Below are 14,300 nucleotides of genomic sequence, written 5' to 3'. Positions count from 1 at the left end.
TTGCTTACATGGCCGCCAGCCGAGACGCAGGAGTGCTCATGTCCTCTCCGACGGGCGCCGATCCGCGCCCGGAGATCCACCGCACGGCCGACGGCGACTGGGTCGTCGTGGGACGACGCTGTCGTGCCTGCGCCGAGCCGGTGGCCTACGCCTGGCCGCGGTGCCCGGCGTGCGGCGCCGAGGTCGAGCCCGCGCAGTTCGGCCCGCGCGGCACCGTCTGGAGCAGCACCGTGGTGCGGATCGCCGTCCCCGGCCACACCCCGCCGTACGCGCTGGCCTACGTCGACCTGGACGACGGGCCGCGGGTGCTCGCGCACGTCGCCGGGGACGAGCCGGCCCCGATCGGTGGGCCGGCGTGGCTGGTCGGCGCCTCGGAGGACGGCGACCTGCAGGTGGAGGTGGCCCGGTGAGCGTCGCGGTGGCCGGCGTCGGCACCTCGCACTTCGGGCGCCAGCCCGATCGCGACCTGGTGGGGCTGGCGTGGGACGCGGTGAGCGAGGCGTTCGCCGACGCCGGGACCGACGGCGTCGACGCCGTCTGGGTCGGCACGGTGTTCGCCCCCGCCGGGGTCGCCCAGCGCGTGCTGCGGGCCATGGGCATCACCGGCATCCCGGTCCTGACCGTCGAGAACGCCTGCGCCAGCGGCACGACGGCGTTCGTCGAGGCGCACGAGGCCGTCCGCACCGGGCGCTACGGGCGCGTGCTGGCGCTCGGCCTGGAGCAGATGAGCACGGCCTTCTCCGGCGCGATCACCCCCGAGACCACCGACCCCGAGGGACGTGCCGGGCTCGCCATGCCGGCGATGTACGCGATGAGCGCTGCCCGGTACCTGCACACCGGCGCCGCGACGCCCGAGCAGCTCGCCGCGGTGTCGGTGAAGAACCACGCGCACGCCGTGCACAACCCGCGCGCGCAGTACTCCGGGCGCTACACCGTCGACGAGGTGCTGGCCTCGCGGATGATCGCCGACCCGCTGACCCTGCTCCAGTGCTGCCCCACCTCGGACGGGGCCGCGGCCGCGGTGCTCACCCCGTCGTCGGGCGATCCGGGCGAGGTCGTGGTGCGCGGTGCGGCCCTGCGCAGCGGCGCCCCCTGGAACCACCGCTCCCCCCACGTCTGGGGCCACGACGTCGTCGCCGACACCACCCGCGACGCCCTGGCCGCCGCCGGCCTCGACGCCGTGACCGACGTCGACGTCGTCGAGGTCCACGACGCCTTCACGATCGGCGAGATCGTCACCACCGAGGCCCTCGGCCTCGTGCCGCCGGGCGACGGCGGGAAGGCCGCGGCCGGTGGCGTCACCGCGCTCGGCGGCGCGCACCCGGTCAACCCGTCGGGCGGGCTGCTCTCTCGCGGCCACCCGCTGGGGGCCACCGGGCTCGCGCAGCTCGCGGAGATCACCTGGCAGCTGCGCGGTCGGTGCGGGGCCCGGCAGGTCGAGGGCGCCCGCCTCGGGCTCGTGGAGACGATGGGCGGCGGGGTCTCGGTGCTCGACGGGAACGCCTGCGTCGTGACGGTGCTGGAGGCCCGGTGACCGTCTCACCGCTCGACCTCGAGCGCGCCGACCTGCTCGGCGCCGAGGCCGTCGCCGACCCGTACCCGCTGCTCGCCGCCCTGCGTGAGCACGACCCCGTGCACTGGAGCGCGAAGTACCGCTCGTGGTTCGTCACGCGGTACGACGACGTCGCCGCCGCCCTGCGCGACGAGCGCTTCTCCTCCGACCGCATCACGCCCTACCGCCGCGCCAAGCTCGACGGCCCCGACGCCGACCCGGGGGTGCGGGCCGCGTTCGGGGTCCTCGAGGGCTGGATGGTGTTCAAGGACCAGCCCGACCACAAGCGCCTGCGCCGCCTGCTCAGCCGCGCCTTCACCCCGCGCGCGGTCACGCGGATGACCGCCACGGTCGAGGAGATCGCCGCGGAGCTGCTGGACGGGATCGTCGGGCGCGGGACCGGCGACGTCGACCTCATCGGCGACTACGCCTACCCCCTGACCGCCTCGGTGATCGCCGACATGCTCGGTGTGCCCCGCGAGGACCGCGAGCAGTTCAAGGACTGGTCGGACCAGATCACCGGGCTGGTCTTCGGTGGCATGGGCGACGCCACGCGGCACGCGGTCGGCGCCGAGGGGATGGCCGACCTGACCGCCTACCTGGCCGACCTGGTCCGCGCGCACGAGCGCGACCCGGCCGACGACCTGATCTCGGCCATGATCAGTGCCCGCGACGACCGGGACGCGCTGAGTCACGACGAGGTCATCGCGACCGGGGTCCTGCTGCTGTTCGCGGGCCACGAGACGACGACGAACCTCATCGGCAGCGGGCTCCTGGCGTTGCTGCGGCACCCCGCGCAGCGCCGGCTCCTCGACGCGCGACCGGACCTCGTGGCCGGGGCCGTCGAGGAGGCCCTGCGCTTCGACGGCCCGGCGAAGACGGTCGCGCGCGTGATGGGCGACGACGTGGAGCTGCGCGGGCGCCTGCTGCGCCGCGGCGAGCGGGTGTTCCTCTGCCCGTCGTCGGCGAACCGCGACCCGGAGGTGTTCGCGGATCCCGACGCGTTCGACATCACCCGCGAGAAGTCCGGTCAGCTCGGCTTCGGGCTCGGCATGCACTTCTGCCTGGGCGCGCCGCTGGCCCGGCTCGAGGCGTCGATCGCGATCCCGCGCGCCTTCACCCGGCTGCCCGGGCTCCGACTCACCGACGAGCCGCTGTCGTGGCATCCCGTGCTGCTCTCGCGCGGCATGCAACGCTTCCCGGCACGGTTCACGGCCCCCTGAGGAGTTCCCCATGCCCCGTCCCAGCCGCTGGCCGGAGATCCTGCAGGCCGCCGGCCAGGAGTTCCGCGAGCACGGGTACGAGAACGCGACCCTCGAGGGCATCGCCACCCGGGTCGGGATCCTCAAGGGCAGCGTCTACAACTACGTCGACAGCAAGGAGGACCTGCTCCTCGCGGTGGTCGAGCAGCCCGCCCGGGCCCTGCTCGACGAGCTGGAGCGCCTGCTCGCCGACACCGGCAGCGGCGTCGCGGTCCGGCTCCGCGAGCTGGTGCGCATGCAGGTGCGGATCTTCAGCGAGTACTACCCGGCCGCGTTCGTCTACCTCGAGCACCTGGGGCGCCTCGAGCAGTCGGCCCGGTTCGCGGAGTTCCGGCGGATGGACGCCCGGTACATGGAGGCGGTCGAGGCCCTCGTGGCCGAGGGCGCCGCGTGCGGCGAGTTCTCCTTGGCCGCCGAGCCGCGGATCGTCGCGCGCGCGATCGTCGGCATGATCGACTGGATGCAGCACTGGTTCACGCCGCACGGCGAGGAGGCGGACATCCGCCTCGCGGACCAGCTGTTCGCGCTGGCCCTGGGCGGCCTCGCGGCCGGGGGCAGCATGCGCGCCATGCTGGGCGCGCTGCCGGATCCGCTGGTCGCCGGGTCGACGTCGTGACCTTCCGCCTCGACGGCCGGGTCGCCGTCGTCACCGGGGCGTCGTCCGGGCTCGGCGCCCACTTCGCCGCGGTCCTCGCCCGCGCGGGCGCGGACGTCGTCGTGGCCGCCCGGCGGGCCGACATGCTCTCGGCCGTCGCGGCGGCGGTGGAGGCCGAGGGCCGGCGCTGCCTCGCCGTGCCCACCGACGTCACCGAGCCCGCGCAGTGCGACGCCCTCGTCGACGCCGCGGTGGACGGGCTCGGCGGCGTGCACGTCCTGGTCAACAACGCCGGCACCGGCTACGGGGGCCGCAGCGAGCGCGACGATCCCGCGCGGGCGGCCCGCCTCCTCGAGGTCAACCTCCTCGCGGCCTACCAGGTGGCCGCCGCGGCGGGCCGGGCGATGATCGCCGCTGAGAACGGCGGCTCGATCGTCAACATCTCCTCGGCGCTGGCCCTCGCCACGACCGACGTCCCCCAGGCCGCCTACTCGGCCTCGAAGGCCGGGCTGCTCGGGATGACCCGCGACCTCGCGCGCCAGTGGGCCCGCCACGGCATCCGCGTCAACGCGCTGGCCCCGGGGTTCTTCGCGTCCGAGATGACGGCGCCGCTGCTGGCGCACGAGCGCGGCGCCGCGAGCGTCCACGCGGCCACGCCCCTGGGCCGCGTCGGCCGCCTCGACGAGCTCGACGGCCCGCTGTTGCTGCTCGCGTCCGGCGCCGGGTCCTACATCACGGGGAGCACGCTGACCGTCGACGGCGGCATGACGATGCACTGATCTCAGGGAGGCTTCGTGCGGACAACGCTGGGCGCCGAGTTCACGGCGGCGTTCGACCGCTGTCGCGACCGGACCGCCGTCGAGTCGGGCGGGCGGAGCTGGACCTTCGAGGATCTCGATCGCTGGTCGGCGGCCGTGGCCGGCCAGCTGCTGTCTCGCGGCGTCGGGCCCGGCGACCCGGTGGCGCTCCACCTCGGCAACGGCGTCGAGTTCGTCGTCGTCGACGTGGCGGTGGCGCGCCTCGGCGCGGTGAAGGTGCCGATCAACCCGCTGCTGCCGGCGGACACGGTGCGCTACATCGTCGCGAAGACCCGGGCGCGCGTGGTGGTCGTCGACCCGGCGCTCGGCGTGGAGCTCCCGGACGTCGCGGTGATCCTCGTCGGCGACCTCGCGGGCCCCTCGGACATCGCCGCGCCCCCTCCCCCGGCGATCGGCCCCGACGCGCGGGCGGCGATCTACTTCACGGGCGGGACGACCGGGCGCCCGAAGGGCGTCGTGCACACCCAGGCGTCCGCCGTCGCCCTCCAGTACGCGCAGATGCTCGAGGCCGAGATCGTGCAGGACGACCGCCTGCTGTTGACCACGCCGCTCGCCCACGCCGCCGGCCTGTTCGCCCAGTCCGCCCTGCTGCGGGGCGCCACGAGCGTCATCGAGCCCGGCTTCGACGCCGACCGGGTGCTCGCGGCCCTGCGCGACCGCGGCATCACGTGGACCTTCCTCGTCCCGACGATGCTCTACCGGCTGCTCGACACCCTGGACACGCCGGAGCCGTTCGGGCTGCGGACGGTCGTCTACGGCGCGGCGCCGATCACGCCCGGCCGGCTCGCCCGCGCCCTCGAGGTGTTCGGGCCGGTGTTCGTCCAGCTCTTCGGCCAGACCGAGTGCCCGAACTGGGGCACCCGGCTGGCCAAGGACGACCACGACCCGGCCCGTCCCGAGCTGCTCGACTCGTGCGGACGCGCGTCGATCATGGCCGACGTGGCGATCGTCGACGACCACGGCGAGCCGATCCCGACCGCAGCGACCGGCGAGGTCTGCCTGCGCTCCCCGTACGTCCTCGAGGGCTATCTGGACGACCCGTCGGCGACCGCGGAGAAGTTCCTCCCGGGCGGCTGGATCCGGACCGGCGACGTCGGGTTCCTCGACGAGCTCGGCTACCTGCACCTGCGGGACCGGCGGGCGGACATGGTGATCAGCGGCGGGATGAACGTCTACTGCAGTGAGGTCGAGAACGTGCTCGCGGGCCACCCCGCGGTCTCCCAGGTCGCCGTCATCGGCGTGCCGCACGACGACTGGGGCGAGGCCGTGCACGCGGTGATCGTGGGTGCGGTCGACGTCGACGAGCTCCTCGCCTGGTCCCGGGACCGGCTCGCGGCCTACGCCCGCCCCAAGTCCGCCGAGCTCGTCGACGACCTCCCGGTCACGCCGTTCGGGAAGGTCGACAAGAAGGCACTGCGGGCGCCGCACTGGGCCGGGCGGGAGCGGTCGATCGGCTGACCCGCCACCTGCTCACCCGACGGGGACGAGCACGGCCGTACTGTTGGGGGTCATGCGCGAGGGATTCCTGATCCACCGGGACCGCATCCGCCGGCGGTGGGTCCTGGTCGTCCTCATCGGCGTGGTGGCCGCCGCGGGCGCGCTGGGGGGCTCCCTGATCAAGGGCACGACCTACGTCGGGCACGCCGCGCTGACGATCGTGTCCCAGAAGCTCACGCCGGACGAGGTCACGGTGTCCGCGCAGGGCTACATCGACTACTTCAACCAGGCCTCCTCGCAGGAGGTCCTGCGTCAGCGCGCCGGCGTCGACCCGTCGGTGACCGCGACGGCGTCGCTCGCCGCGGGGAGCCCGATCCTCTACGTGGAGGCGGAGTCCCCCGATCCCGACACCGCGCAGCGCGCCGCGTCCGCGATGGCCGTCGCCCTGCGCGACGAGGTCGACTCCGGCCCGGACACCATCAGCCAGCTCCAGGACCTGCAGCTCAACGCCGGCGTGTCCTCGACGTCCTCCGACGCCCTGCGCAACGCCGCCACCGCGTTGCTCGGCGGGCTGGTCCTGGGCGTCGTGCTGGCCGGTGCGCTGGGGCGCGCCGAGAACCGGATCGTCACCCCCGGCGAGGTGACCGACCGCCTGGGGCTCCCCGTGCTGGCCACCGTGGGCGGACGCCGCCGCGCGGGCGAGGACGCCCGGGGCCAGCTGCTGCGCTCGCTGACGGGGCTGACGAACCCCACCGGCATGCCCCGGCCGGGCGCGCTCGCGATCACCGGCCCGGCCTCGACCCGGGCGTCGAAGTCCCGCGTCGCCGTCGCCCTGGCCGGCCTGCGCGCCCTGCAGGGCCAGACCACCCTGTTGCTGCAGACCGACCTCGAGGCCGAGCCGCTGCCCTCGGAGATCGGGACGCGCTCCGGTGTCTCGGACTTCCTCGCCGAGCGCGGCGCCCGCGTCGAGACCGCGGTCGTCAGCAACGGCCGCGGGCTCCTCGTCGCCCCGCCGGGCAGCCGGCGCGACGATCTGTTCGCCCTCTTCTCCAAGGTCCACGTCCAGCGTCTGGTCGGCCAGGGCCGCACGCTCGCCGACCTCGTGATCGTCGACGCGCCGCCGGTGGAATCCGTCGAGGGCCAGGTCGTGTGCTCCGCCGCCGACCGTGCGCTGCTCGTCGTCGAGGAGGGCGAGACCCGAGCGAACGACGCGTCGTCCGCGCTCGAGGCCCTCGGGCGCACCGGGGCCACCGCTCTGGGCGTCGTCCTCGTGAGCGACCCCGACCACATCGCCGACCCGGGCTTCCTGGCCGAGCGCCAGTGGCACCCCGTCGGGTCGCCCGCCGGAGCCGCGCAACCTCGGTAGCGTCCTCGCGGTGACCGATCCCGGACCCACGCTCGAGGAACTGACGGTCGGCGTCGAGGGCCTGGCCCTGCTCCGTACGCTGTACACCGCCGACGCGGCGGAGTTCCGCGCCGCGCGGCTCGCCGAGACGCGGGCCCTGCTGGACGGCACCCCGCCGACCGGGCAGCTCGGCGTCGAGCTCGACCTGACCGACGGCTACGCGCAGTGGGCCGCCACCTACGACCGTCCCCTGCGGCTCTTCGGCATCGAGGAGCCGCCGCTGCGCCGCCTGCTCGACGCCCTGCCGACCGGCGAGGTCCTCGACGCCGCGTGCGGGACGGGTCGGTGGGCGACCTACCTCGCCGACCGCGGCCACACCGTCACCGGGGTCGACCAGTCCCCCGCGATGCTCGACCGGGCCCGGACCAAGCTGCCCGACGTCCGCTTCCTCGACGGCGACCTGACCCGCCTGCCCCTCGCCGACGCCTCGGTCGACGCCGCCGTCTGCGCGCTGGCCCTCGTGCACGTCGCCGACCTCGCGGCCGCGATCGGCGAGCTCGCCCGCGTCGTCCGGCCCGGCGGTCGGATCGTCCTCAGCGACGTCCACCCGTTCCTCGTGACGCTGGGCTGGCAGGCGCAGTTCCCGACCGACCACGGCCGCGGCTTCCTGCGCCTGCACGCCCACCTGCCGTCGGACTACGTGACGGCCGCGCTGGACGCCGGCCTCGTGGTGCACAGCTACACCGAACCGCGCCTCACGGCCGAGGCGGTCGCCACGCCCACGGCCGACGTCGTGCCGGACGCGAACCACGCGGCCTACGTCGGCCTGCCCGGCCTGCTCGTCGCGTCCTTCGACAAGCCGGCGCGGTGAGCATCCGTCACGTGGGGCGGTGCTTCGCGCGCGCCCGCCGTGGCTTCTCGGGCCCGGCGAGATCCGGCGCGGCCTCGGCGAGGCGCCCGAGCACCATCCGCCAGGCGTTGTGCATGAACGTCGCCTGCTCCGGGGTCTCGACCAGCTGGTTCACCTCGACCCGGCTGCCGTCCCGGTCGCGGAGACGTGGGCGTAGGCGCGCTGTTCGGCGCCCGGGACCGGCACGACGTCGTCGGCGAAGTCCCAGCTCATGACGATCAGCTCCGGGGCCACGACATGCTCGTGGCGCCCGCGCACGTGGGTGCCCCACTCCAGGGTGGCCGAGAAGTGACCGTCCTCGATGCGGACCGGCACGCCCAGCCACCGACTGTAGAGATCCGCCTCGGTGAGGGCCCTGAACGCGAGCTCCCGGGAGCAGCCGAGGTCGACCGACGCGAGCACGGCCGGGACGGTGCGCGCCGCCGCACGATCGCGCTCGGGCACGTCGTCGGCCGGTCGCCAACGGTCCCCGGGCTCGACGAGCAGGTGCTGCAGCCCGATGAGCGCCTCACGGCGCGCGCGGTAGCGCCGGAAGCTGCCGTCCACCCGCATCGCGACCAGGCCCGCGTCGCGCAGCACCCTGAGGTGCTCGGACACGGTGGGGGCGCTGACGTGCACCGATGCCGCGATCTCCCCCGCCGGACGCTCCCGGTCGCCCAGCAGCCAGAGGATCTCCCGTCGCACCGGCGAGCCGAGTGCCTGGAGCACCCGCTGGATCTCGTCCACACCGTCCTCTTGACTCTCGGTTTCGTCCGCACTCCAATTCGACTCCAACCGAAACAGCGGTCGTCGTCATCGGTAGGAGACCATGGGCACCTGGGAACTGATCGCCGACGAGCGGTCGCGCCTGGTCGAGGCCCTCGCCGGGCTCGGCGACGACCAGTGGACGACACCCTCGCTGTGCGCGGGCTGGAGCACCAAGGACACGCTCGCCCACGTCGTCTCCACCGCGGAGATGACGCCGCCGAGGTTCTTCCTCGGGCTCGCCGGCAGCGGGTTCTCGTTCTCCCGGCTCATGGCGCGCAACGTCGCGACCGTCGGCGCCGATCCCGTGCCGAGGCTGCTCGAACGGCTGGGCGAGCGGGTCCACGCCCGCAACGCGCCGCCCGGCCCCACCGGGTCGTGGCTGGTGGAGACGGTCGCCCACGGCGAGGACATCGCCCACCCGACCGGCACGACGATCGCGCACTCCGAGGAGGCCCTCGTCGCCGCCGCGGACGTCGCGAAGGGCACCCAGCCCCTGCTCGGCGCGAAGCGACGGGTCACCGGGCTGCGCCTGATCGCGGACGACGTCGACTGGACCACCGGCGACGGGCCGGAGGTCCGGGGACCGCTGCGCGTGCTGCTGCTGGCGATGGTCGGCCGCCCGCCCGTGCTCGACGAGCTGCGGCGACGGCGTCGCCCTGCTCCGGGCGCGGTCCTAGTCCCGGCTCAGCCCGGGTGATCGAGGTCGAGGTCGAGCCACACCCGGTCGCGCAGCACGATGCCGTCGACGACGATCTCGTCCGGGTAGCCGGTCGCCGGCACGAACGCGTCGCGGTCGACCGCGAGCATCCGGAAGCCGACCCGCTGGTAGAAGCGCAGGTTGCCGATGTCGGCGGCCGCGGTCGCCACCGTCATCCAGCGCGCCGAACGCGTGCGGGCCAGGTCGATCGCGGCGCGGACGAGCCGGCGGCCGACGCCGGTACCCTGCCGGTCCTCGGCCACGGCCATGTTCTTCAGCTCGACGTCGCCCGTGTGCTCCCCGGGCACGAGCTGGAGGTGCCCGATCGCCTCGTCGCCGATCCGGGCGACCAGGACGTCGCCGAGCTCGACGTAGGAGTCGAGCTGCTCCGCGGAGTCCTCGGCGAGCTCGAAGAGCGCGCGGAGCTCCTGGCGGGGACCGGTGTGGAGGCCGATCGTCTCGATCACGGCTGTCGCACCAGCGTCGCCCGCGTGTAGAGCAGGTCGAACCCGCGCCGCTGGGCGTTCTGGTGGGACGTCGAGCCGGGCTGGGTGACGATCACCGCGACGTCGCAACCGAGGGCGCGGGCGTCGGCCAGCCGCGCGGCCAGCATCGCGGCCTGGACGCCGTGGCGGCGGTGGGCCGGCGCGGTGCCGGCCCCGGCGAGCTGGGCGATGCCGTCGACCGTGCGGAACTCGGCGCCGCCGGCGAGGACGCCGTCGCGGAAGGCGGCGTAGCGGGTGAGCCCGGCCGCCGCCGAGTCGCGCTGGGCGGCCTCGATCGCCTCGGCGGGGAACTCGTCGTGCCACGGCACGCCGCGGGTGTCGGGGTGCGTGGACGCCTCGACGACGACCGGCAACCACGCCTCGAACTCGTCGTCGCCGCTGCGGCGGACCTCGATCCCCGCCGGCACCGGGAGGTCGGTCGCCGTGGCGAGATCCAGTCCGAGGACGTTCTCGTACCCCTCGAGCCGGTATCCGCGGTCGCTGAGCAGTGCGCCGAGATCGGGGTCGCCGAGGTGGGCGAGCTCGACCGAGGTGGGTGCGCCGTGCGCGGCGTACGCCCGCTCGACCGTCGCGAGCTCGTCGTCCGTCGGCACGCCGTCGAACCCGAGCCCGACGACCTTGGTGTAGGGCGATTCGGCGCCGGCGAAGGACGCCGCGCCACCGGCGAGGGGCGTGACGAACCCGGCGATGCCGGAGCGGGCCGCGGCGGCCCGGCTCACCGCGCCGATGAGGTCCACCTCGGCCCGCTCGATGCGCGCGGCGAGCGCGGTGTCGCAGAACAGGGAGGTGCGGGACGTCGACGTGGTCATGGTGTGGGCCTCGGGTGCGTGCGCGGGTGTCGCCGACGACGGTAGGGAGGCCGCGCGTCGGGCACATCGGGATTCCCTCCGAGAACGTGTCCCCGGACCCCCAACCATCCGGGACCCCGCGGAGTCCACCGTGTCGTGGCGTTCAACCAGATCGGCGACTGGCTTCGCCCGCGAGGCGGCGCGGTGCGTCCGCCGGACGGGGAGAGCTCCGGGGCGGCGGGTGCCGCCGACGCGACGGGGGGAGCACCGACGATGGTCGGCGGCGAGGAGTTCGGGCCGTACCGCCTGCAGCGACTGCTCGGGCGTGGCGGCATGGGCGAGGTCTTCCAGGCCTACGACGTCGACCAGGACCGCGAGGTGGCCGTCAAGCGCCTGTTGACGCACATGGCCGACGACGCCGAGTTCCAGAAGCGTTTCCGCCGCGAGTCCCGGGTGGCCGCCCGCCTACGCAACCCGCACGTGGTCCCCATCCACACCTACGGCCAGATCGAGGGGCGGCTGTTCCTCGACATGCGGCTGGTCGACGGGTGCGACCTCGAGCGCCTGCTGCTCGACGAGGGCCGGCTGCCCGCCGAGCGGGCGGTCGCCGTCATCGGACAGGTCGCGAGCGCCCTGGAGTCGGCGCACCGTGAAGGCCTGGTCCACCGCGACGTCAAGCCGTCGAACATCCTGCTCGACCGCGGCTCCGGCGAGGAGGACTTCGTCTACCTCGCCGACTTCGGCATCACCCGGGCCTCGACGGGCCGGTCGCAGTCGCTCACCGCGAGCCACGTCGTCGTCGGCAGCCTGCAGTACATGGCGCCGGAACAGTTCGACGGCAACGCCGGCCCGGCCGCCGACATCTATTCGCTGGGCTGCGTGTTCTTCCAGTGCCTGACCGGCACCCCGCCCTTCGAGGTCGACGGGCTGCCGTCGCTGATGAAGGCACACACCGACTCGGCCCCGCCGGCGCCGTCCGCCCGATGCGCGGAGGTCGCCGCGACGTTCGACGCCGTGGTCGAGCGGGCCATGGCGAAGGACCCCGCGGAACGCCACGCCTCCGCCGCGGAGTTCGCGAGGGACGCCCGGGCCGCGCTCGCGCGCTCGACCGGCGGCGGGTCGATCCCCACGCCCGCGGCCGGCGTCGCGATCGCGTCCGTGCCGGCGGCGACGGGCACCGGCAGCGGCGAGCGGGAGCTCGTCTCCGTCGACGCGGGCTCCGGTGCGACGGCGACGCTCACCGCGCCACCACGCCCCGCGGGCGGTACCGGGGACCCCGCCACCGGTTCGCCGTCCGGCTCCGGAGCGGACCACGACGCCGAGACCGTCGTCCGTGGCCCGGGCGGACCGCCGCCGGGGCGCGGGGGCTCGCTCCCGGACGGGTCCGGGCGCGAGCCCGGTGACGGCGCCGGGCGGACGGGAGCGCGACCCCGTCGCTCGGCGCTCCTCGTCGCGCTCGCCGTGGTCCTGGTCGCCATCGTGGTCGTCGCCGTCGGCGTCATCGTGACCCAGGAGCGGCCCGCCACCGGCGCGCCCGGTGCGCCACCGGCACCCGCGACGGCGCCGCCGGCCGACGACGACCACGCCTCGCCCGCGGCGAGCCTCGACCAGCCCACCGTGACCGGGAGCTTCCCCACGAACGGGCCGCCGGAGACCGTGGCCGTCTCCCCCGACGGGAAGTCGGCGTACCTGACGATCACCGGCGATCGCCCGTCGCTCGAAGTTCTCGACATCGGCACCGGCCAGGTGGTCAACGACATCCCGATCCCGGGACCGCCCTACTTCGTCGGCGTCGCGCCCGGCGGCGACGACGTCTACGTCACGTACTACGACCGCGCCCAGGACCAGCTCGTCATCGGGACGATGGACACCCGCGTCGGCGCGTTGGACGGCGCGATCCCGACCGGCCAGCGCGCAGCCCAGGGCGGAGCGCTGACCTGGCTGTTCGGCTTCGCGATCTCCCCGACCGAGCCGCACCTGCTCTACGTGCCGAACATGAACGCCTCCGTGGTCTCGGTGCTCGACCCGAGCACCAGGCAGGCCGTGGCCCAGATCCCGGTGCCCGTCAGCCCGCACTGGGTGGCCCTGTCCCCCGACGGTCGCTACGGCTACGTCACGAACCACATGCCCGGGCAGGTCACGGTGATCGACACCGCCCAGCGGCGGACGGTCGCCTCGATCCCGATCGGGGAGGGGCAGGCGCCCCACAGCATCGCGGTCTCCCCCGACGGCCGGCTGGTCGAGGAGGTCAACTACGACGGCGACACGATGACGATCATCGATCCGGCCACGAACCGGGTCGTCGGGACGACGCCGCTGGGCGAGGGACCGCAGAGCGTCGCGTTCGCGCCCGACGGCGCCCACAGCTACGTGGTCAACGAGGACTCCCACGACGTGAGCGTGGTCAGCAGTCGCGACGGCCACGTGACCGGCACGGTGCCGGCCGGGGACGGCGCGTCGATGATCGCCGTGACCCCGGACGGCACCCGGGCCGTCGTGGCCAACAAGGAGAGCAGCTCCATCACGATCCTCGACGTGGGGATCGCGCCTCGCTGACGCCCCGACGGGGCTGGTCCCCGCGGCGGGTCACAGCCACGACGGTCTCGGGAGCGCCCACCCGAGGCACCGGCAGAGAGGAGCAGCGCATGCCGGACGCGAGCGAGCGCGAGGCCGACGACGCCGTGTCGCGGGCTCTCGACGGCTTCGAGCCGCGATGGTTCCCGACCGCGCTGGGCGTTCCCGTCGCCGACCCGGGACGCGAGCAACCCGTGAGCTCGGATGTCGGTCCCGTCATCGCGGCGCGCCTGGAGGAGCTGCTCGTGTTCTACCGTCGCGAGCACATGAGCATCCGCCGGTACGCGTGTCACGTCCTCGACGACGACGGCCGGGCCGTCGACGACCTGGTACGGCGAGCCTTCCGGAAGCTGTGCCAGGACCCGCCGCCGCTGCCCGGCGGGCCCGGACCCCGCGTGCGCGCCGCGATCCGCGCCGAGTGCGCGCGGGGGGACGGGCGGTCGCCCACGGACCACGGTCCGTCCCGGGGCGCCTGACCTCCGGTCAGCGGACGAGCTCCGCGAGGTCCGGATCGTCGCGCAGGCGGCGGCGCGCGGCATGGTGATAGCTCTTGACGCTGCCGATCGCGAGCCCGAGGGCCTGGGCCGCCTCCTTCGCCGTGTAGCGCCGGAGGTCGACGAGCTCGACGATCTGACGTTCCCGGGGCGACAGTCGCGCGAGGGCACGGGCGACCACGAGGTGGTGCACGATCCGGTCGTCGACGTCGGGTCCCGGTTCGGGGAGCAGGGCGAGCGGCGACTCGTCGGAGCCGCGCCGGCGTCCCTCGGTGGCCGAGCGCACGCCCCAGGTCGTGCTCTCGTGGTGGACGGCGGCGTACACGTAGGACCGCAGTGCGCGCGGGTCGCGCAGCGTGGGCGGCCGGCGGTAGGCCTTCCGCATGATCTCCTGCACGACGTCCTCGGCGTCCTCGCCGCGGTGGCCGAGGAGATGCCGGGCGTAACGGAGCATCCGGCTCCGCTCGGTGGTGAAGACCTCGATCAGGTCGTCGACGGCTCGGGGTCCGTCGCCGGACGAGGACGGCAGCGCCGTGACGCTGGTGTCGACGGACATCCGCGGCCCCCTCCGGATC

General features: G+C 74.6%; 16 protein-coding genes. 11 read left to right on the top strand and 5 right to left on the bottom strand.

The window, feature by feature from the left end; translation table 11 throughout:
* The first annotated feature begins 38 nt into the window (after positions 1 to 38).
* From ACR9E3_RS17550 to ACR9E3_RS17515, 8 genes are read left to right on the top strand one after another with little or no spacing between them, the layout of a single operon-like run.
* A complete protein-coding gene (locus ACR9E3_RS17550) occupies positions 39 to 410 on the top strand; it encodes a Zn-ribbon domain-containing OB-fold protein (protein WP_460381711.1) in 372 nt (123 codons plus the stop codon).
* Entirely contained in the window at positions 407 to 1,534 is a 1,128-nt protein-coding gene (locus ACR9E3_RS17545) for a thiolase family protein (RefSeq protein WP_460381709.1), read from the top strand. Before ACR9E3_RS17550 ends, ACR9E3_RS17545 begins: the two co-directional genes overlap by 4 nt.
* Entirely contained in the window at positions 1,531 to 2,775 is a 1,245-nt protein-coding gene (locus ACR9E3_RS17540; RefSeq protein WP_460381707.1) for a cytochrome P450, read from the top strand. Before ACR9E3_RS17545 ends, ACR9E3_RS17540 begins: the two co-directional genes overlap by 4 nt.
* A 10-nt stretch (positions 2,776 to 2,785) precedes the next feature.
* Positions 2,786 to 3,430: a TetR/AcrR family transcriptional regulator gene (locus ACR9E3_RS17535; RefSeq protein WP_460381705.1), complete on the top strand. Its 645-nt coding sequence runs from the start codon at positions 2,786 to 2,788 to the stop codon at positions 3,428 to 3,430.
* Positions 3,427 to 4,188: an SDR family NAD(P)-dependent oxidoreductase gene (locus ACR9E3_RS17530; RefSeq protein ID WP_460381703.1), complete on the top strand. Its 762-nt coding sequence runs from the start codon at positions 3,427 to 3,429 to the stop codon at positions 4,186 to 4,188. The genes ACR9E3_RS17535 and ACR9E3_RS17530 overlap by 4 nt, the downstream gene beginning before the upstream one ends.
* Positions 4,189 to 4,203: 15 nt before the next feature.
* Entirely contained in the window at positions 4,204 to 5,685 is a 1,482-nt protein-coding gene (locus tag ACR9E3_RS17525) for an AMP-binding protein (protein WP_460381701.1), read from the top strand.
* 52 nt (positions 5,686 to 5,737) lie between these two features.
* Complete coding sequence (locus ACR9E3_RS17520) at positions 5,738 to 7,030, top strand: hypothetical protein (RefSeq protein ID WP_460381700.1); 1,293 nt, start codon at positions 5,738 to 5,740, stop codon at positions 7,028 to 7,030.
* A gap of 10 nt (positions 7,031 to 7,040) precedes the next feature.
* The gene (locus ACR9E3_RS17515) at positions 7,041 to 7,880 is read left to right on the top strand and encodes a class I SAM-dependent methyltransferase (protein ID WP_460381698.1); all 840 of its coding nucleotides are present in this window, start codon (positions 7,041 to 7,043) and stop codon (positions 7,878 to 7,880) included.
* Positions 7,881 to 7,887: 7 nt separating this feature from the next.
* Here the strand turns inward: ACR9E3_RS17515 and ACR9E3_RS17510 are convergent, their stop codons facing one another.
* Together ACR9E3_RS17510 and ACR9E3_RS17505 are read right to left on the bottom strand one after the other, a co-directional pair.
* Positions 7,888 to 8,034 carry a hypothetical protein gene (locus tag ACR9E3_RS17510; RefSeq protein ID WP_460381696.1) on the bottom strand — a complete coding sequence of 49 codons (147 nt, stop codon included), beginning with the start codon at positions 8,032 to 8,034 and terminating at the stop codon, positions 7,888 to 7,890.
* Positions 8,031 to 8,645: an ArsR/SmtB family transcription factor gene (locus ACR9E3_RS17505; protein ID WP_460381694.1), complete on the bottom strand. Its 615-nt coding sequence runs from the start codon at positions 8,643 to 8,645 to the stop codon at positions 8,031 to 8,033. Before ACR9E3_RS17505 ends, ACR9E3_RS17510 begins: the two co-directional genes overlap by 4 nt.
* Positions 8,646 to 8,727: 82 nt before the next feature.
* On the opposite strand from ACR9E3_RS17505, the gene ACR9E3_RS17500 reads away from it, so the two are divergent.
* Positions 8,728 to 9,363 (top strand): maleylpyruvate isomerase family mycothiol-dependent enzyme, encoded by a 636-nt coding sequence (locus ACR9E3_RS17500; protein WP_460381692.1) that lies wholly within the window; start codon positions 8,728 to 8,730, stop codon positions 9,361 to 9,363.
* On the opposite strand, the gene ACR9E3_RS17495 is transcribed toward ACR9E3_RS17500, so the two are convergent.
* On the bottom strand, positions 9,351 to 9,830 hold the full coding sequence (locus tag ACR9E3_RS17495; protein ID WP_460381690.1) for a GNAT family N-acetyltransferase: 480 nt from the start codon (positions 9,828 to 9,830) through the stop codon (positions 9,351 to 9,353). The genes ACR9E3_RS17500 and ACR9E3_RS17495 overlap by 13 nt on opposite strands.
* Positions 9,827 to 10,678, bottom strand: coding sequence for a GNAT family N-acetyltransferase (locus tag ACR9E3_RS17490; RefSeq protein WP_460381688.1), 852 nt, complete (start codon positions 10,676 to 10,678; stop codon positions 9,827 to 9,829). The genes ACR9E3_RS17495 and ACR9E3_RS17490 overlap by 4 nt, the downstream gene beginning before the upstream one ends.
* A gap of 135 nt (positions 10,679 to 10,813) precedes the next feature.
* Here ACR9E3_RS17490 and ACR9E3_RS17485 point away from each other — a divergent pair, with 135 nt between their 5' ends.
* Positions 10,814 to 13,213, top strand: a complete 2,400-nt coding sequence (locus ACR9E3_RS17485) for a protein kinase domain-containing protein (protein WP_460381686.1) — start codon at positions 10,814 to 10,816, stop codon at positions 13,211 to 13,213.
* A gap of 89 nt (positions 13,214 to 13,302) precedes the next feature.
* A complete protein-coding gene (locus ACR9E3_RS17480) occupies positions 13,303 to 13,707 on the top strand; it encodes a hypothetical protein (protein WP_460381684.1) in 405 nt (134 codons plus the stop codon).
* Between the two features lie 7 nt (positions 13,708 to 13,714).
* Here ACR9E3_RS17480 and ACR9E3_RS17475 read toward each other — a convergent pair whose 3' ends face one another.
* A complete protein-coding gene (locus tag ACR9E3_RS17475; RefSeq protein ID WP_460381683.1) occupies positions 13,715 to 14,281 on the bottom strand; it encodes an RNA polymerase sigma factor in 567 nt (188 codons plus the stop codon).
* Positions 14,282 to 14,300: the final 19 nt, after the last annotated feature.

The sequence above is a fragment of the Actinomycetospora sp. C-140 genome, assembly GCF_054796175.1.
Note: the sequence above shows the minus strand (reverse complement) of the source record. Positions and strands in the feature narration are given on the sequence as shown.